The sequence below is a fragment of the Dietzia sp. 111N12-1 genome, from assembly GCF_001658045.1.
In the GTDB taxonomy this organism is placed as follows: domain Bacteria; phylum Actinomycetota; class Actinomycetes; order Mycobacteriales; family Mycobacteriaceae; genus Dietzia; species Dietzia kunjamensis.
This window is the reverse complement of record NZ_LSSV01000049.1, coordinates 184,672-203,258: the sequence shown is the minus strand read 5'-3', so window position 1 is coordinate 203,258 and position 18,587 is coordinate 184,672. Positions and strand designations below refer to the sequence as shown.

Annotated in this window: 17 protein-coding genes; all 17 read right to left on the bottom strand. The window is 72.0% G+C overall.

Annotation, left to right across the window (positions count from 1 at the left end; genetic code table 11):
- Window positions 1-296: alpha/beta hydrolase (locus AYO52_RS12855; protein ID WP_371517764.1), on the bottom strand; the 296-nt coding region annotated here is incomplete at its 3' end.
- Window positions 289-1,806, bottom strand: coding sequence for an RsmB/NOP family class I SAM-dependent RNA methyltransferase (locus AYO52_RS12850; protein ID WP_082923989.1), 1,518 nt, complete (start codon window positions 1,804-1,806; stop codon window positions 289-291). The genes AYO52_RS12855 and AYO52_RS12850, both read right to left, overlap by 8 nt.
- Entirely contained in the window at window positions 1,803-2,735 is a 933-nt protein-coding gene (gene fmt / locus AYO52_RS12845) for a methionyl-tRNA formyltransferase (protein ID WP_067717972.1), read from the bottom strand. Before fmt ends, AYO52_RS12850 begins: the two co-directional genes overlap by 4 nt.
- A gap of 3 nt (window positions 2,736-2,738) precedes the next feature.
- Window positions 2,739-3,293 carry a peptide deformylase gene (gene def, locus AYO52_RS12840; protein WP_067717969.1) on the bottom strand — a complete coding sequence of 185 codons (555 nt, stop codon included), beginning with the start codon at window positions 3,291-3,293 and terminating at the stop codon, window positions 2,739-2,741.
- 101 nt (window positions 3,294-3,394) lie between these two features.
- A complete protein-coding gene (locus AYO52_RS12835) occupies window positions 3,395-5,440 on the bottom strand; it encodes a primosomal protein N' (protein WP_067717966.1) in 2,046 nt (681 codons plus the stop codon).
- Between the two features lie 44 nt (window positions 5,441-5,484).
- Window positions 5,485-6,714: a methionine adenosyltransferase gene (gene metK / locus AYO52_RS12830; protein WP_067717964.1), complete on the bottom strand. Its 1,230-nt coding sequence runs from the start codon at window positions 6,712-6,714 to the stop codon at window positions 5,485-5,487.
- A 42-nt stretch (window positions 6,715-6,756) separates the two neighbouring features.
- The gene (coaBC, locus tag AYO52_RS12825) at window positions 6,757-8,037 is read right to left on the bottom strand and encodes a bifunctional phosphopantothenoylcysteine decarboxylase/phosphopantothenate--cysteine ligase CoaBC (protein ID WP_172812163.1); all 1,281 of its coding nucleotides are present in this window, start codon (window positions 8,035-8,037) and stop codon (window positions 6,757-6,759) included.
- The gene (gene rpoZ, locus AYO52_RS12820) at window positions 8,034-8,318 is read right to left on the bottom strand and encodes a DNA-directed RNA polymerase subunit omega (protein WP_061228655.1); all 285 of its coding nucleotides are present in this window, start codon (window positions 8,316-8,318) and stop codon (window positions 8,034-8,036) included. The genes coaBC and rpoZ overlap by 4 nt, the downstream gene beginning before the upstream one ends.
- A 72-nt stretch (window positions 8,319-8,390) precedes the next feature.
- Window positions 8,391-8,993 (bottom strand): guanylate kinase, encoded by a 603-nt coding sequence (gmk, locus tag AYO52_RS12815; RefSeq protein ID WP_067717960.1) that lies wholly within the window; start codon window positions 8,991-8,993, stop codon window positions 8,391-8,393.
- A gap of 7 nt (window positions 8,994-9,000) precedes the next feature.
- Entirely contained in the window at window positions 9,001-9,324 is a 324-nt protein-coding gene (gene mihF / locus AYO52_RS12810) for an integration host factor, actinobacterial type (protein ID WP_007631925.1), read from the bottom strand.
- Between the two features lie 412 nt (window positions 9,325-9,736).
- On the bottom strand, window positions 9,737-10,582 hold the full coding sequence (pyrF, locus tag AYO52_RS12805; protein ID WP_067717957.1) for an orotidine-5'-phosphate decarboxylase: 846 nt from the start codon (window positions 10,580-10,582) through the stop codon (window positions 9,737-9,739).
- The gene (gene carB / locus AYO52_RS12800) at window positions 10,579-13,941 is read right to left on the bottom strand and encodes a carbamoyl-phosphate synthase large subunit (protein ID WP_067717954.1); all 3,363 of its coding nucleotides are present in this window, start codon (window positions 13,939-13,941) and stop codon (window positions 10,579-10,581) included. Before carB ends, pyrF begins: the two co-directional genes overlap by 4 nt.
- Window positions 13,941-15,149, bottom strand: coding sequence for a glutamine-hydrolyzing carbamoyl-phosphate synthase small subunit (gene carA, locus AYO52_RS12795; RefSeq protein WP_067717951.1), 1,209 nt, complete (start codon window positions 15,147-15,149; stop codon window positions 13,941-13,943). The genes carB and carA overlap by 1 nt, the downstream gene beginning before the upstream one ends.
- Window positions 15,146-15,694 (bottom strand): hypothetical protein, encoded by a 549-nt coding sequence (locus AYO52_RS12790; RefSeq protein ID WP_067717949.1) that lies wholly within the window; start codon window positions 15,692-15,694, stop codon window positions 15,146-15,148. Before AYO52_RS12790 ends, carA begins: the two co-directional genes overlap by 4 nt.
- Window positions 15,691-17,016 (bottom strand): dihydroorotase, encoded by a 1,326-nt coding sequence (locus AYO52_RS12785; RefSeq protein ID WP_067717946.1) that lies wholly within the window; start codon window positions 17,014-17,016, stop codon window positions 15,691-15,693. The genes AYO52_RS12790 and AYO52_RS12785 overlap by 4 nt, the downstream gene beginning before the upstream one ends.
- A complete protein-coding gene (locus AYO52_RS12780) occupies window positions 17,013-17,954 on the bottom strand; it encodes an aspartate carbamoyltransferase catalytic subunit (RefSeq protein ID WP_067717943.1) in 942 nt (313 codons plus the stop codon). The genes AYO52_RS12785 and AYO52_RS12780 overlap by 4 nt, the downstream gene beginning before the upstream one ends.
- On the bottom strand, window positions 17,951-18,535 hold the full coding sequence (gene pyrR / locus AYO52_RS12775; protein ID WP_067717941.1) for a bifunctional pyr operon transcriptional regulator/uracil phosphoribosyltransferase PyrR: 585 nt from the start codon (window positions 18,533-18,535) through the stop codon (window positions 17,951-17,953). Before pyrR ends, AYO52_RS12780 begins: the two co-directional genes overlap by 4 nt.
- Between the last annotated feature and the right edge of the window lie 52 nt (window positions 18,536-18,587).

The following is an 18,587-nucleotide window of genomic DNA, read 5'->3' as shown; positions in this document are numbered from 1 at the left end:
CTTGACATCCATAGGAGCATCCGCCAGTCGTCGAGTTGGCGGCCGATGTCGAGGAGTTGCCGGGGTTGTCCGTCGCTGGCGCCGAAATGCCGGTAGTCGAAGACCACCACGACGAAGCCCGCGTCCCGGAATCGCTCGGCGTACGCGGGTAGGCGCAGGTCCCGGATGCACCCGAAGCCGTGTGCCATGACGATGGCAGGTGCCGGGCTCGCAGGGCCGTCCGACGGCGCGTCCGGGCCATAGACCCAGGCCGAGCACCGAACCCCGTGCGAGCTGAACTGCGCATCCTCACGCATCGTGACCCCGTCGTAGTGCCGCCATGAACATCGCGTCTGTGCTGTGCCGGTGCGGCCACAGTTGCACCCACGGGCCGTCGCCCAGTCCGTCGACCGGACGGCCGACCACCTCCGCGAGGATGTCACGCACGTCGAGGAGTTCGACGTCGTCACGCCGGGCGGCTTCGCGGATGACCGACACTGTCTCCGAGAGGTGGGGCGAGCAGGTCGCGTACAGCACCACCCCGCCCGGTCGGACCAGACGCAGGGCCGACTCGAGGAGTTCGCGCTGGAGCGTGACCAGGCCCGGGATGTCGGCGGCGGTCTTGCGCCACCGCGCCTCGGGTCGACGGCGGAGTGCGCCGAGGCCGGAACACGGGGCGTCGAGTAATACCCGGTCGAACCCCGGCTCCAGACCCGGGTCGCGTCCGTCGGCCGTGTGCACGGTCACCGGCAGGTCCTTGGTCGCGCCGCGGACCAGGTCGGCGCGGTGCTCGGAGATCTCCACCCCGGTGAGCGTCGCCTGCTCGATCTCCGCCAGCGCGCCCAGCAGGACCGCCTTCCCGCCGGGCCCGGCGGCCAGATCGAGCCACCTCCCGGAGTCCGGACCGCCCAGGGGGGCGCGGGCGGCGGCCAGCGCCACGAGCTGGCTGCCCTCGTCCTGGACCGCCGCGAGCCCTTCTCGTACGGCGTCGAGCGTTCCGGGGTCCCCGGAGTCCAGGTGGACCGCGTACGGGGACAGCTCACCCTCCGTACCGCCGGTGATCAGTGCCAGTTCCTCGCCCGTGATGGCACCGGGGCGGGCGGCCAGGTGGACCTTCGGCCGGGCGTCGTCGGCGGCGAGCAACTCGGGAAGCTCCCCGGCGGCGGCGCCGAGCGAGTCCGCGAACGCGCGGGCGATCCACTCCGGGTGCGCGGTGCCGATGGCCATCCGAGCCACCGGGTCGGTCACACCGTCACGCAGCGCGTCGACCCAGGAGTCGAGGTCGCGGGCGGCGACCTTGCGGAGGACCGCGTTGACGAACCCGCCCGCCCGGCCCAGGCCGGCGGTGCGCGCGGCCTCGACGGCGGTGTCGACGGCGGCGTGCGCACCGATCCGGGTGAACAGCAACTGGTAGGCGCCCAGCCGCACGAGATCGAGGACCGGCGGGTCGATCTCCTCGACGGGCCGGGACGCCGCGAGCACGATCACCCGGTCGAGCAGTCCCTCTGCGCGGAGCGTGCCGTAGGTCAACTCCGTGGCCAGCGCCGCGTCGCGTGTGTCCAGCTTGGCGCGGCGCAGTTCCGCCGGCAGGGCCAGGTTGGCGTAGGCGGCGCGTTCCCGCACGGCCGCCATGACCGCCAGCGCGACGGTCCTGGCGTCGGGACGGGGTTGCTTCTGCTGTTTCTGTTGTTTCTGCGGCCGGGTGTCCGGACGTCGCCGGCGGTCCGACTGCGGGCGGTTGCCTCCACCGCTCTTCGGGCGTCCCTGTCCGCCCCCGCGGCGGGGATCGGGCCCCTGCCCGCGGCCCTGTCGGTCGTCGGCGCTCACTCGAACACCGCGCCCTCGTCGAGCCGGGCGCCGCGCACCCAGTCCAGCGCGTTCATCATCTTCTTGCCGTGGGGCTGGATGGTCTCGATCGCCATCGGTACCGTCGCGGTGCCCACGAGGAACGACTGCTTGTCCCACGAGATGAGTCCGGGCCCGAGGTCCGTGGGCGCGTCCTCGGCGGGGCGGGCCGAGCCGATCTTCACCCGTTCGCCGCCGAGCGTCGTCCAGGCGCCCGGCGCAGGGGTGACCGACCGGATGTGCCGGTCGACGGCCAGGGCGGGATCGCTCCACCGCACCCGCGCGTCGTCGACCGTGAGCTTCGGTGCATGGGAGGCGCCGTCGGCCGGCTGGGGAACCGCGCGGAGCTCTCCCGTCTCGATCCCGTCCAGGGTCGCCGCGAGCAGCCCGGCGCCGGACACCGCGAGTCGGCCGAGGAGGTCCCCGGCCGTGTCGCGGGGCCGGACGGTCTCGGTCATCGTCCCCAGGACCGGGCCGGTGTCCATGCCCTCGTCCAGCAGGAAGGTGGTCGCGCCGGTGACCTCGTCACCGGCGGCGACGGCGGCGTTGACCGGGGCGGCCCCCCGCCATGCGGGGAGCAGGGAGAAGTGCAGGTTGATCCACCCGTGGGTGGGGATGTCGAGGACGGGGCGCGGAACGAGGTGGCCGTAGGCGACCACCGGAACCGCGTCGGGTGTCAGCGCGCGCAGTCGCTCCGCGAACTCGGGGTCGCGGGCGTTCGGCGGGGTGAGGACCTCGATGCCCGCTGCGTCGGCCGCGGCCGCCACGGGGCTGCGGGACAGTCCCCGACCGCGGCCGGTGCGGGCGTCGGGACGCGAGACGACGGCGACGACCTCGTGACGGTCACTGTCGAGCAGCGCCTGCAGGGACGGGACGGCGACCTCCGGGGTGCCGGCGAAGACGAGACGCACTTCTCACCTCACCGCCATCGCGTCGGAGAGCGTGTCGTAGATGACGCCGCCGCTGACCGCGGCGCTGCCGAACCAGCTGGCCGAGCGGACCTCGGCCATCGCCTCGCGTCGGCGCTCCGGGGTGAGGCGTTGCAGGAACAGCACCCCGTCCAGGTGGTCGGTCTCATGCTGGACGGCGCGGGCGAGGATGCCCTCGGCCTCGAAGCTGACGGGCTCGCCGTGCACGTCGACTCCGCGGGCCCGGACGCGGGCGAACCGCTCCGTGGGCAGTGAGATCCCGGGGATGGACAGGCAGCCCTCGTTGACGTGGGTCTTCTCCTCGCCGATCGGCTCCCACTCGGGATTGACCAGGTGACCCTCCCGCCCGCCGCAGCTGTAGACGAACACGCGGGTGGACAACCCGATCTGGGGCGCCGCGAGCCCGGCGCCCTCCTCGTGCGCGACGGTGTCCATGAGGTCCGCCACGGTGCGTGCCAGCCTGTCGTCGAAGGAGGTGACGGGGTCGGCGGGGGTCCGGAGGACGGGGTCGCCGAAGAGCCGGACGGGATGGACGGACATGCGTATCGGGTCTCCTGGCAGGCGTCGGTGCTGAACGGCCATTCTAGGCGCTCCGTCGGCGTGCGCCGTCGTCGGCGGTCGGCCGGACGCACGGCGGGCGGTCAACCGATGTGGACGGGGTCCAGACGAACCCGGACCGAGTGGCTGTGGCGGCGTCCGGAACGTCGGAGGACCAGTGCTCGGAGCTCTGCCGCGACCTCGGCGAGGACGGGCGGGGGCACCCGGAACAGCACACGCTCCGGGTCCTCCACCTCGTCATGACCAGGGAGCTCCTCCCCGGCGGGCAGATCCACCGGACCCAGTACCTCGACACGGTCCGTGAGGCGGAAGTCCTCGAGGACCTCGGCGAGCGCGGCGGCCGGCCCGTCGACCGCGATCATGTGCACCGCCGGCGGGAACCCGACCTCGGCGCGGTCCGCGAGCTCGCGCTCCGCCCAGCCCTGGGGATCCCACCGGACCAGCGCCTGGGCGACCGCGGACTCGGATTCGGCGGACAGGAACACCCTGCCCCCCTCGTCGGCGGGACGGACGAGACCGGCCGCCCCGATCCACAGGCGCAGGGCGTGCTGGACGGCCCGCAGGTCGGGTCGGCCGAGAAGCGCCCACGAGTCCAGGAGCAGTGCGGCCCCGTACCCGCCCTCGGCGACGGGTTCCGCTCCCGGGGTGGCGACGATGATCGCCGGGCTCGCGGGCACGGTGTCCAGGATCTCCCCTCCCCCGCTCGTGCGGATCCGGACACCGGGGAACATCCGGCCCAGCTCTTCCGCGGTGCGGCCTGCCCCCACCACCCCGGCCCGCAGCGCCCGCGATCCGCAGGCCACGCAGCGGAAGCTCGGCTCGGGGGCCCCGCACCACCCGCACGCCAATTCCACCGGCCCGTGGACCTCGTCCATCCGCCCGGCGCGGAGCGGGCCGTTGCACCGGCGACACCGCGCCGGGGTCCGGCACGACCCACACAGCAGCGTGGGGATGTACCCCTTGCGGGGCACCTGTACGAGGACCGGGGCGTCCACGTCGATCGCCTCCCGGGCCATCGTCAACGCCACGGCGGGCAGCCGCGTGCGGCCCCCCGCGACGTCGCGGGCCTGCAGCGGGTCGGCGTCGGTCACGGCGACCACGCGGGGCGCGAGCTCGCGGGTCAGTCCGGGGCGCGGGCGGATCTCGTGTGCCCACCCGGAGCGGACGTACTCGGCGACCTCGGGGGTCCGGTCCACCGACGACAGCAACAGGGGTACGCCCTCGAGGGCCGATCGCTGTGCGGCGACGTCACGCGTGTGGGGATACGGGGCACGCGGCTCGACGAACGAGTCGTCCCCGTCGTCGTGCAGCACGATGAGACCGAGTTCGGGCAGGGGGGCGAAGACCGCGCTCCGGGTGCCCACGACGATCCGGGCGTGGCCGCGGATCGCCCGCAACCAGCGTCGGTACCGGGCGGACGGCCCGACCCCGGCGGACAGATCCGTGACGAGGTCCCGACCGGCCGCGCCGCCCCCGACTACCTCGCGACAGGCCGCGGTGAGACGGTCGACGTCCCGCTGGTCCGGGACGATCAGGAGGACCTGGAGCCCACGACGGCGCAGGGAGTCGGCGAGGGTCGCCAGGGCCCGGGCCCAGTCCCGTCCCGGCGGGACCGTCCACACCCCGCGGGCGGGGACGGCGCCGGTCGCGGCCTCGAGGAACCTCGCGACCATCGGGTGGTCGCCCCACCCCTCCGGCATCTCTACCGGCCCCACCGACACTCCCAGGGGCGGCCCCGGCTCGGGAACGGACTTCTCGGCGGCGGCATGGCGCGGCGGGATCGCCAACCGGATCACGTCCGAGCGCATGCCCACCCACCGCCGCGCCACCAGGTCGACCAACCGGAGCAGGTCCGGGGTGAGGACGGGCTCGGGTGACACGACCCGCTCGAGCCAGGCGAGATCCCCCTGGTGATCGGTCTGCGCGCGCCGCTCGACGAGGAAACCGTCGACCAGCCGCCCGGCGAACCTCACCCGCACCCGCACCCCCGGGACCGCCTCGGCGGAGAGTGACTCGGGGACCAGGTAGTCGAACTCCCGGTCGAGATGGAAGACCCCGAGCAACGGCAGGACCCGGGCCACGGGGGCATCGGCCGCCGCGACCCGGGTCGCTGGGCGCGTGGTGGTCACGTGCGGGATCCTCGCACCCCGCTACGACACACGGGGTGACGGCGTCAGAGTCCGGCGGCCTGCTTGAGCTCGTCGACGCGGTCGGTGCGCTCCCAGGGCAGGTCGATGTCGGTGCGGCCGAAGTGTCCGTAGGCGGCCGTGGGGGCGTAGATCGGACGCTTGAGGTCCAGGTCGCGGATGATCGCACCGGGCCGCAGGTCGAACACCTCGGTCACCGCCTGCTGGAGTCGGTCGATGTCGACCTTCTCGGTGCCGAACGCCTCGACGAACAGTCCGACCGGGGCGGCCTTGCCGATGGCGTAGGCGACCTGGACCTCGACGCGCTCGGCCAGGCCGGCGGCGACGATGTTCTTGGCGACCCAGCGCATGGCGTAGGCGGCGGAGCGGTCCACCTTGGACGGGTCCTTGCCGGAGAAGGCGCCGCCACCGTGGCGGGCCATGCCGCCGTAGGTGTCGACGATGATCTTGCGTCCGGTCAGGCCGGCGTCGCCCATCGGGCCGCCGAGGACGAACCGGCCGGTCGGGTTGACCAGCAGCCGGAAGTCGGCGGTGTCGATCCCGCCGGCGGCCTCGGTCAGGACCGGGTCGATCACGTGCTGCGTGAGGTCGTCGCGCAGGGTGGTCTCCAGGTCGATGCCGTCGGCGTGCTGGGTGGAGATGACGATGGTGTCCAGCCGGACCGCGCGGTCGCCGTCGTACTCGATGGTGACCTGGGTCTTGCCGTCCGGGCGCAGGTAGGCCAGCGTGCCGTCCTTGCGCACCTCGGTCAGCCGCCGCGAGAGGCGGTGGGCCAGCGCGATGGGCAGTGGCATGAGCTCGGGGGTGTCCGAGCAGGCGTAGCCGAACATCAGGCCCTGGTCGCCGGCACCCTGGCGGGCGATGGCGTCCTCGACCGAGTCTGTGGAGGTGCGGGCCTCGTGGGAGGTGTCCACGCCCTGGGCGATCTCCGGCGACTGCTGCCCGATCGAGATCGACACGCCGCAGGAGACGCCGTCGAAACCCTTGTCCGAGGAGTCGTAACCGATCTCGACGATCTTGTCGCGGATGAGCTGCGGGATCTCCACGTAACCGGTGGTCTTGACCTCGCCGGCCACGTGGACCATGCCGGTGGTGACCATCGTCTCCACGGCCACTCGGGCCGCCGGGTCCTGCTCCAGCATCGCGTCCAGGATCGAATCTGAGATCGCGTCACAGATCTTGTCCGGGTGCCCCTCGGTCACGGACTCGCTGGTGAACAGCCGACGTGCCTGCGTCACAGTGGTTCTCTCTTCCATGGTGGGATCGCGTGTGATCGTTGCCGATCGCGTGGGGACAGACTAGTCGGTGCGGTCCGCGTCACTCCGCCCGGTCCGCCCGCGAGCGATCCCCACGATCGCGTCGAGTAGACGGTCGGCCAGGAGGTCCTTGCTGGCGCGCTCGAGGGCCGTCTCGCCGCCGCCCGAGTCGAGGATCCAGCCGCCGTTGACGTCCTGCCCGAAGGTGGTGTCCCGTCCCACCTCGTTGACGACGAGGAGGTCGCACCCCTTCCGGGCGAGCTTGGCGCGACCGTGCTCGAGGACCGAGCCCGACGCGTCCCCGGTCTCGGCGGCGAAACCCACCAGCACGCAGTCGGCCGGGACGTCCCCCGCCACACGCGCGGAGACCAGGTCGGCGAGGATGTCCGGGTTCCGCCGGAGGCGGATCTCCGCCGGCTCGGACTCGCTGCCCTTCTTGAGCTTGGAATCGGAGACGTCGGTGGGCCGGAAGTCGGCGACGGCGGCGGCCTTGACGACCACGTCCGCCCGCGCAGCTGCGCGCAGCGTCTGCTCCCGCAGTTCGAGGGCGGACTCGATGTGCACGACCTCGACCGCGGGCGGGGTGGGCAGATCGGAGGACGTCACCAGGGTCACCCTGGCACCCCGGGCGGCGGCCACCGCGGCGATCGCGTGGCCCTGCTTGCCCGAGCTGCGGTTACCGAGGAAGCGCACGGGGTCGATCTCCTCGCGGGTACCTCCGGAGGTGACGACGATGCGCGTGCCGGCGAGGTCCCACGCCAGTGATCCGCCGTCGAGGAGGAGCCGGGCCAACCGTGCGATGTCGGCGGGCTCCGGTAGTCGCCCCGCGCCGGTGTCGGCGCCGGTGAGCCGGCCGGACGCCGGCGGCATGACGTGGATGCCGTCGCCCCGGAGGGTGTCGACGTTGCGACGCGTCGCGGGGTGCTCCCACATCTCGGTGTGCATGGCCGGGGCGAGGAGCACCGGGCACCGGGCGGTGAGGAGTGTGGAGGTGAGGAGATCGTCGGCGCGCCCGCTCGCCGCGCGGGCCAGCAGGTCCGCGGTGGCGGGAGCGACGACGACGAGGTCCGCCCGTTGCCCGAGGGCGACGTGGCGGACCGAGGGCACGTCCGAGAACACCCCGGTGGACACCGGGTTCCCGGACAGCGCCTCGAAGGTGGCGGACCCGACGAATCGCAGGGCCGCCTCTGTGGGGACGACGTCGACGTGGCATCCGGACTCGGTGAGCAACCGGATGAGGCCACATGCTTTGTAGGCGGCGATCCCGCCGCCGACTCCGACGACGACGCGCGGGCCGCGCATGTCGTCCCCGGAGGGGCTCACTCGCCTTCGGCGCAATCGAGCAGGTCGGAGTGCAGCTCACGCAGCGCGATGGTCAGGGGCTTCTCGTGCAGCCCCGGGTCGACCAGCGGGCCGACGTACTCGAGGATGCCCTCCTCGATCTGGTTGTAGTACGAGTTGATCTGGCGCGCCCGCTTGGCGGCGAAGATCACGAGTGCGTACTTCGAGGACGCCCGCTCGAGCAGCTCGTCGATCGGGGGGTTCGTGATGCCGATCGGGGTGTCGTACAGCGGGGTGGCCGCTGCGGCTTCGGTGGTGGCCACTATGGGTTCTCCTCTGGGGTACTGCCTGGGGTCGGTGTCGTCGATGACACCCTGGTGACGCTGGGCTCGCCGCTAGTCGCGGCCGACCAGCAATGATACCAACTCGTCCACGGCCTTTTCGAGTTCGTCGTTGACGACGACCTCGTCGAACTCTCCGCGGGCCTCCATCTCGACCTTCGCGGTCTCAAGTCGGCGGTCCACCACGTCCTGCGGTTCGGTGCCCCGGCCACGCAACCGGACCTCGAGTTCCTCCCACGACGGCGGGGCGAGGAACACGGTCCTGCCCTCCGGGATCGACTCGCGGATCTGGCGCACCCCGGCGAGGTCCACCTCGATGAGGACCGGTCGTCCCGCCTCGAGCGCGCGGTGCACCGGATCGGCGGGGGTCCCGGAGAGCTGCAGGCCGCGGTGGATCTCCGCCCACTCCAACATCCGACCCTCGGATACCGCTTTCCGGAAGTCCTCGGTGGACACGAAGTAGTAGTCGCGGCCGTCGACCTCCCCGGGCCTCGGGTCCCGTGTGGTCATCGACACGCTGAAGTAGAGGTCGGGGACGCACTCGCGGAGACGGGCGACGACGGTTGACTTCCCGACGGCGGAGGGGCCGGCCAAGACGATCAGCCGGCCCCTCTTCGCCGTCGTCTCCGGGGTGGCCCCGGATGACGGTGTGTTCATGCGTCGATCAGTCGACCGTGAAGTCGAACCGCTCGAGCAGTGCGCGACGCTGGCGGTCACCGAGACCACGCAGACGACGCGTCGGCGCGATCTCGAGCTCGGTCATGATCTCCTGAGCCTTGACCTTGCCGACCTTGGGCAGGGCCTCGAGCAGCGCCGAGACCTTCATCTTGCCGAGGATCTCGTCGCTCTCGGCATCCTTGAGCACCTGCTTGAGGTCGGTGCCGCCACGCTTCAGGCGCTCCTTGAGCTCAGCCCGGGCGCGACGGGCGGCAGCCGCCTTCTCCAGAGCAGCAGCGCGCTGCTCATCGGTCAACTGGGGAAGGGCCACAATTCCTCCGTCTCGTTCGTGTGTGTCTCATGACTCACGCGGATGTCCACCGTAGGACACCCCCGCCTGGTGTGCGGTGACCGGCCCCGGCGCGTCCGCGGGCTGCGGAACACCTCCGGGAGCGGGCGCTCCCTCGTGCTCACCGTACCCGGGCGGTTCCGCCGCCCCCGAGGGGGACTTCCACGGCTCCGGGCCTGATGACCTCAGCAACAGTACGCGGCCGACCGGCCGGGTACCAGACGGGGTCCCGCTGTGGCACCCCGTCTGATCTGCGCATTGACGGTTCGAGGTTGTATGGCACCCTAGCGCCGCCCGGCCGGGGGCGCGACGCGAACCGCCCGATTCCCGCGAGCCAGGCTCCGGGCGGCCGTCACGGGTGGGACGCCGGTACACCCGTGTGGAACGCGGCGACTCAGGAGTCGTCGGAGAACCTGTACTGTGCGGCGAGTTCGACGACCGTCGCGCGCATCGCGTCGACGTCCGGCCCGGTGCGGAGCACGTGCCGCGAGACGTTGACCAGGGTGAGCGGGAGCGCGGGCCCGGCGATCCTGCGGACGTCGGCCAGGGTGCCGCCCTGCTCCCCCACCCCGGGCATGAGGACCGGGCCGGAGAGCTCGTCGAGCCTGGGGGGGTCGGTCACCGTCGCCCCGACGACCACGCCGAAGGGCCCCGGTGCACCATCCCCGACGCGGGCGTTCCGCCGGGCCACCTCGTCGACGACGGACTGGGCGACCGTGCCGGTCGGGCCCGCCGAGCCCTGCAGGGGCCCGGCCTCGGGGTTGGAGGTCCGGGCGAGCACGAACAGGCCCCGGCCGGTGGAGGCCGCCGTCTCGAACGCCGCGTCCAGTGCGCCCACCCCGAGGTACGGGGACACCGTGAGCGCGTCGCAGGCCAGCGGGGACCCGTCCCGCAGCCACGCGCGGGCGTACCCGGCCATGGTGGAGCCGATGTCGCCGCGTTTGGCGTCGGCCACCGACAGCGCCCCGCACTCGCCGATGGCGGCCAGGAGCTCCTCCAGGACCCGGAACCCGGCGGACCCGTGCTCCTCGAAGAACGCCACCTGGGGCTTGACCGCGGGGACCAGGTCACCGAAGGCCTCGAGAGACCGCCGCGAGAACTCCGCGACGCCCGCCGCGTCGACGCCCAGGCCCCACGCCTCCAGCAGCGCCGGGTGGGGGTCGATGCCCACGCAGAGGTTGCCCCGCTCGGCGACCGCCCTGCGCAGTCGGGCACCGAACGGGGCCGCGGTCGACGTCACCGCGCCGCGTACCCGGCGTGCAGCTCCTGCAGGGGGCTGACGCTGACGTCGCCGCGCAGCATGGCCTCGATCCCGTGGACCGCCGCGGTGGCACCCTGGACGGTGGTCACGCAGGGCACGCGGCGGGAGATCGCCGCGGAGCGGATCTCGTGGCCGTCGGCACGGGTGCCCCCGGTCGACGAGGCGATGTTGAGGATGAGGTCCACCTCGTCGGCGTTGATGCGGTCGACGATCGTGCGGATCGGCCGGCCGTCCTCGTCGACCGGGCCGGTGCCGGACTCGGTCAGCTTGGCCACGGTCTCGCAGGCGATGCCGTACCGGCGGAGCATGAGCGCCGTGCCCTCGGTGGCCAGCACCGTGAACCCGAGCGCCGCCAGACGCTGGGCCGGGAACACCATCGACCGCTTGTCCCGGTTGGCCACCGAGACGAACACCGTGCCCGACAGCGGCAGCACGCCGTCGGCGGACAGCTGGCCCTTGGCAAAGGCCACGGCGAAGTCCGGGCCGATGCCCATGACCTCACCCGTCGACTTCATCTCCGGGCTCAGCAGGGACTCCACGGTGTCGCCCTCCGGGGTGCGGAACCGGTTGAACGGCAGCACCGCCTCCTTGACGGCGACGGGGGCGTCCGCGGGAAGGGAGCCGCCGTCCCGGTCGGACGGGAGCAGCCCCTCCGCGCGCAGGTCGGCGATCGACTCGCCCAGCATGATGCGGGCACACGCCTTGGCCAGGTGCACCCCGGTCGCCTTGGACACGAAGGGCACCGTCCGGCTGGCCCGGGGGTTGGCCTCGAGGACGTAGAGCACGTCGTCCTTGAGGGCGTACTGCACGTTCATCAGGCCCTTGACGCCGATGCCCATGGCCAGCGCCTCGCTGGAGCGGCGGACCCTGTCGATGTCGTCCTGTCCGAGGGTGATCGGCGGCAGCGTGCACGCGGAGTCGCCGGAGTGGATGCCGGCCTCCTCGATGTGCTCCATGACGCCGCCCAGGTACACCTCGGTGCCGTCGCACAGGACGTCGACGTCGATCTCCACGGCGTCGTCGAGGAAGCGGTCCACCAGCACCGGACGGTCCGGACTGATCTCGGTGGCGCGGTCGATGTACGAGCGCAGGGAGCCCTCGTCGTAGACGATCTCCATGCCCCGGCCGCCCAGCACGTAGGACGGGCGCACCAGTACCGGGTACCCGATGTCGGCGGCGATGGCGGTCGCCTCGTCGGCGTTGATCGCGGTGCCGAACGCCGGGGCCGGCAGCCCCGCCCGGACCAGCACCTCACCGAACTCGCGGCGGTCCTCGGCCAGGTCGATCGCGGACGGGCTGGTGCCCACAATGGGCACGCCGGCGGCCTCGAGCTGCGCGGCCAGCCCCAGCGGGGTCTGGCCACCGAGCTGCACCAGCACCCCGGCGACCGTGCCGGACTCGGACTCGGCGTGGTAGACCTCCATGACGTCCTCGAACGTCAGGGGCTCGAAGTACAGCCGGTCGGCCGTGTCGTAGTCGGTCGAGACCGTCTCCGGGTTGCAGTTGACCATGACCGTCTCGTACCCGGCCTCGGACAGCGTCAGGGCGGCGTGCACGCAGGAGTAGTCGAACTCGATGCCCTGGCCGATGCGGTTGGGCCCGGAACCGAGGATGATCACCTTCTCGCGCTCGGTCTGCGGGGCGACCTCGGACTCGGCGGCGGGGTCGAGCTCGTAGGTCGAGTAGTGGTACGGGGTCTTGGCCTCGAACTCCGCGGCACACGTGTCGACCGTCTTGTAGACGGGCCGGATCCCCAGCCTGTGGCGCAGGCGCTGCACGCCCTCGGCACCGGCGAACTCGGGCCGGAGGGCGGCGATCTGCGCGTCCGACAGACCGTTGTGCTTGGCCCGACGCAGCAGGTCCGCGCCCAGCACGGCGGCGTCGACGATCTCGCGGCGCAGGTCCACGAGCTCGGCCACCTCCTCGAGGAACCACGGGTCGATGCCGGAGGCCTCGTGGACCTGCTGGACCGTCGCCCCCAGGCGCAGCGCCAGCTCGACGTCGTACATCCGGCCCTCGGTCGGACGGACCAGGTCGGCGAGCACCGCATCCACGTCGGTGGAGCGCCCGGGTGCGATGGTCTCGTCGGGCAAGGTCCAGAATCCCGAGGCCTTGGTCTCCAGCGACCGCATGACCTTGCCGAGGGCCTCCCGGTAGTTGCGCCCCAGGCTCATGGCCTCGCCCACCGACTTCATGGTGGTGGTGAGGGTGTCGTCGGCACCCGGGAACTTCTCGAAGGCGAACCGGGGCGCCTTGACCACCACGTAGTCGAGGGTCGGCTCGAAGCACGCGGGGGTTTCGCCGGTGATGTCGTTGGTGATCTCGTCGAGCGAGTACCCGATGGCCAGCCGTGCGGCGATCTTGGCGATCGGGAAGCCGGTGGCCTTGGAGGCCAGCGCGGAGGACCGCGAGACCCGGGGGTTCATCTCGATCACGACCAGGCGGCCGTCGACGGGGTTGATGGCGAACTGGATGTTGCAGCCACCGGTGTCCACGCCCACGGCACGGATGATCGCGATGCCCAGGTCGCGCATGTTCTGGAACTCGCGGTCGGTCAGCGTCATCGACGGCGCGACGGTGACGGAGTCGCCGGTGTGCACACCCAGGGCGTCCACGTTCTCGATCGAGCAGATCACGACGACGTTGTCCTTGTTGTCGCGCATCAGCTCGAGCTCGTACTCCTTCCACCCGAGGATGGACTCCTCGATGAGGACGTTCGCGGTCGGCGAGGCGGACAGCCCGCCGCCGGCGATGCGCTCGAGGTCCTCGGTGGTGTAGGCCAGACCCGAGCCGAGGCCGCCCATGGTGAAGGAGGGCCGGACCACGACCGGCAGCCCCAGCTCGGCGACGGTGGCATGGACCTCCTCCATCGTGTGGCAGACGGCGCTGCGGGCCGACTCGCCGCCGACGCTGGCCACGATGTCCTTGAAGGTCTGCCGGTCCTCGCCGCGGTTGATGGCGGGGATGTCCGCGCCGATGAGCTCGACCCCGTGCTTGTCGAGGAGCCCCTGGGCGTCCAGCTGCATGGCCGCGTTCAGCGCGGTCTGCCCACCGAGGGTCGCGAGCACCGCGTCCACGGGGTGGCCGTCGGCGGCCTCCTTGGTCAGGATCTTGTCGATGAACTCGGGCGTGATGGGCTCGACGTAGGTGGCGTCGGCGAACTCCGGGTCGGTCATGATCGTGGCCGGGTTGGAGTTGACCAGGGTCACGCGCAGGCCCTCGGACTTGAGCACGCGGCAGGCCTGGGTGCCCGAGTAGTCGAACTCGCAGGCCTGGCCGATGACGATCGGCCCGGAGCCGATGACGAGGACGTGGTTGATGTCTGTGCGCCGGGGCATCAGTTCGAACCCTTTCTGGAGTCTGCGGAGCCGAGGTCGGAGGATTCGAGCAGGCTGACGAAGCGGTCGAAGAGGTCGGCGGCGTCCCGGGGGCCCGCCGCGGATTCGGGGTGGTACTGGACGGAGAAGGCGCTGCCGTCGACCAGGGCGACGCCCTCGACGGTGCCGTCGTTGGCGCACACGTGGGTCACGGCGGCCGTGCCCCACGGGGTCTGCCAGGTGTCACCCTCCGGGGCGCGCAGCGCGAACCCGTGGTTCTGGGAGGTGATGGCCACGGCGCCGGTGGCCTTCTCGATCACCGGGATGTTGATGCCGCGGTGCCCGAACTGCATCTTGTAGGTCTCCAGCCCCAGAGCCCGGCCGAGGATCTGGTTTCCGAAGCAGATGCCGAAGAAGGGGATCCCCTGGCCCAGCACCTCCTTGGTGAGGTGCACCGCGTGGTCGGCCGTCGCCGGGTCGCCCGGACCGTTGGACAGGAACACCCCGTCGACGCCGAGGTCGAGGATGTCCTGCAGCGTCGAGTCGGCGGGCAGGACGTGGACGCGGACCCCGCGCTCGGTGAGCATCCGGGGGGTGTTGGTCTTGATCCCCAGGTCCAGTGCGGCGATCGTGTAGGACGCCTCGCCCTCCGGCTCCACCACGTAGGCCTCGCGCGTGGAGACCTCGTCGGACAACGACGCGCCGGCCATGGATTCCTGGGCCCGGACCGCGGTGAGCATGGTCTCGTCGTCGGTCAGGTCGTCGCCCGAGAAGATCCCGGCCTTCATGGCCCCGAGCTCCCGGATGTGGCGGACCACCGCGCGCGTGTCGATACCGGCGATGCCGACCACGCCCTGGGCGGCCATCTCGTCTTCGAGGCTGCGGCTGGACCGGTGGTTGGAGGGCTGTCGCGACAGGTCGCGGATCACGAAGCCGGAGACCCAGATCCGGCCCCCGCGGGCCTCACCGTCGAGGAGGGACTCGCCGTCCTCGTCGTTCCAGCCGGTGTTGCCGATCTGCGGCGCGGTGGCCACGACGATCTGACGGCAGTAGGAGGGGTCGGTGAGGGTCTCCTGGTAGCCGGACATGCCGGTGGTGAACACGGCCTCCCCGAGGGTGGTCCCGGTCGCGCCGAAGGAGGTGCCGCGGTGGATGCGTCCGTCCTCGAGGACGAGCGCGGCGGGTTGCGGGCCCGCCTGGGGCGCGGGCGTGGTGCTGTGCGGTGTCACTGGTTCTCCTCGGTGGTGGAGCTGGAGTCGGTGGGCGTGTCGGAGGGGTCGGCGTCTCCGCGCAGCGCCTCCCAGCGGGGGTAGGTGTCCTTGTCGTCCGCCCGGAAACCGGAGTCGACGAGCGTTCGGCCGTCGGTGCCCGTCACCTGCCATCGCGCGACGAGGATGCCGCCGCCGGGCACGGTCTTGTTGGCCAGCGCCGAGGCGCGGCGCACGTCGACGAGGTCGGCGCGGGGGATCCACACGACGGCGTCGGCCAGCTCGAGGCGTATGCCGCCGGTGTGGGCGGTCAGGGTGCCGGCGGAGCGGTGGCCGAGGGGCGGGCGGGCGATCCGGGCCTGCCAGTCCCCCGCGACGGTGCTGCCGATGTACACACCGGTCAGCGGCCCCAGGACGATCTCGCCCGGGTCGGCGGGCGGGGTGGGGAGCTCGTCGAAGAGCCCGGCCTGGGACCGGCTACGGTTCCGCCATCCCAGCGTCATCAGACCGATCAGCGCGAGCAGCACGGCGATGACGATGATGACGGTCCAGTAGTCCTGGGTCATGCGAGTACCTCTCCGTCGCGGGTGGTCAGGCGGCCCCGGTACACGGTGCCGACGACCCTGGCCGCGAATGTCATTCCCTCGTAGGGGGTGTTGGCGGACAGACTTGCGAGCGCGTCGCCGACGACGGTCCACGGGGAGTCGGGGTCGACGACGACGAGGTTCGCGGGCTCCCCTACGGCGATCGGTCGCCCCTGGTCCGACAGGCCGGCGATCTCGGCGGGCCGGGTGCTCATGACACGGGCGAGGTCCCGCCAGGTCATGTCCCCGGTCTCGACCAGCAGGGCGGCGACGATCGGCAGGGCGGTCTCGAGTCCGAGCATGCCCGGCCGGGCGGCGGCGAACTCGCAGCACTTCTCCTGCGCGGCGTGCGGGGCGTGGTCGGTGGCGACGCAGTCGATCACGCCGGACCTCAGCGCCTCGCGCAGCGCGAGGGTGTCGTGTGCCTCGCGCAGGGGCGGGTTGACCCGGTAGACGCCGTCGTAGGTCTCGAGCCGGGAGTCGTCGAGGAGCAGGTGGTGCGGGGTGACCTCGGCGGTGATCGAGATCCCCTGGTCCTTGGCCCACCGCAGCAGTTCGACGGTGCCGGTCGTGGAGGCGTGGCAGATGTGCACGCGGGCACCGGCGTCGCGGGCCAGGATCGCGTCTCGGGCGACGATCGATTCCTCCGCCGACCGCGGCCATCCGGCCAGTCCCAGGCGTGCGGCGTGGGGCCCCTCGTGGGCCACGGCGCCGCCGGTGAGCCGGGGTTCCTCGGCGTGCTGGGCGACGAGGACGCCCAATCCGGCCGAGTACTCCAGGGCTCGACGCATCACCAGCGGGTCGTGGACGCACATCCCGTCGTCGGAGAACACCCTGACGCGGGCCTCCCCCGCGGCCATCTGCCCCATCTCGGTGAGCTGCTCACCCTGGAGACCCACGGTGACGGCGCCGACGGGGTGCACGTCGCACAGTCCGACCTCGCGGCCGATCCGCCAGACCGAGTCGGTCACCGTCTGGTTGTCCTGCGGGGGTTGGGTGTTGGCCATGGCGAACACCGCCGTGTACCCCCCGCGGGCCGCGGCGGCAGAACCCGAGGCGATGGTCTCGGTGTCCTCGCGACCGGGTTCACGCAGGTGGGTGTGCAGGTCGACGAACCCCGGCAGCAGCACGGCGTCGTCCGCATCGAGGACCTCGGTGCCCGGCGCGGACAGGTCCACGGACCCGCCCGCGTCCGGACCGATCGCGGCGACGACGCCGTCGCGGACGAGGACGTCGACCGGGTCGCCCTCGCCGTAGGGACGCACCCGCCGTAGCAACAGGGTCGGTGTGTGGGGGGCGCTCACTCAGGGGTTCCTTCCGCCGTGACGAGAGTGTGGAGCAGGACCGACATGCGCACGTGCACGCCGTTGGTCACCTGCTGGAGGATCGCGGAGGACGGCGCGTCGGCGGTGTCGAAGCCGATCTCCATCCCACGGACCATCGGACCCGGGTGCAGGACCACGACGTCGTCGCGGAGCCGGGCGGCGCGCGTCGGCCCGAGCCCGTAGCGCACCGCGTATTCGCGGGCGGACGGGAAGAACCCACCGTTCATCCGCTCGGCCTGGACGCGCAGCATCATGACGGCGTCCGCACCGTCCAACTCCGCGTCGAGGTCGGTCGACGCGCGGACCGGCCAGCCGTCGACTCCCACCGGGAGCAGGGTCGGCGGGGCGACGAGGACCACCTCGGCGCCCAACGTCGACAGCAACAGGGCGTTGGACCGGGCGACGCGCGAGTGCAGGATGTCCCCGACGATCACCACCCGGCGTCCGTCTATCCCGCCGAGGCGTTCACGCAGGGTCATGGCGTCGAGCAGGGCCTGGGTGGGGTGCTCGTGCATCCCGTCACCGGCGTTGATGACCGACGGGCCGACGCCACCCGGCGCGACCCACCCGGCGATCTGCTGAGCGGACCCGGAGGCGGGGTGACGCACGATGAGGGCGTCCGCGCCGATGGCGGTCAGGGTGAGCGCCGTGTCGCGCAACGACTCGCCCTTCTGGACCGAGGAGGCGCTGGCGGAGACGTTGATAACGTCCGCGCTCATCCACTTGCCGGCCGTCTCGAACGACACCCGCGTGCGGGTGGAGTTCTCGTAGAACACGGTGAGGACGGTCTTGCCCCGCAGTGTCGGCAACTTGCGGACCTCGCGACCGAGGAGCGTCTCCTTGAGTCGTTCCGCCTCGTCGAGGATGGACAGGGCCGAGTCGCGGTCGAGGTCGGCGGCCGAGAGCAGGTGCTTCATCTCGTCCTCTCCGCGTCCGGACGCCGCAGGACCACGGCGTCGACCCCGTCGACCTCGGTGAGCCGGACGGACACTCCCTCGTCGCGGGAGGTGGGGACGTTCTTGCCCACGTAGTCGGCCCGGATCGGCAGTTCACGATGCCCGCGGTCGACCAGCACGGCGAGCTGGACCCGCGCCGGTCGACCGAGGTCGCGCAGGGCGTCGAACGCCGCGCGGATGGTCCGGCCCGAGAACAGGACGTCATCCACGAGGATCACCGTCGCGCCGTCGATCCCGGCCGACGGGACCCGCGTGGGGTTCATCGGCCGGTGCGGGCCCCCGGCGAGGTCGTCGCGGTAGAGCGTGACGTCGAGGGCCCCGGCGTGGACGTCCGCGCCGCTGAACTCACGGATCCTCTCGGCGAGTCGGGCGGCGAGCGGCACCCCGCGGGTGGGGATTCCGAGCAGCACCACGGGGCCCGAATCGGGCGCGTCCGCAGCAGTGCGTTCGATGATCTGATGTGCCAGGCGGGACACCGTCCTGGCGACGTCGTCGGACGTGAAGAGTGACACCGAGTTCTCTTGCGAACCGTCAGCGCTCACCGATCACCACCTCCTTGTCCGCCTCGCTGGACGGCTCGTTAAAGGGATAGCT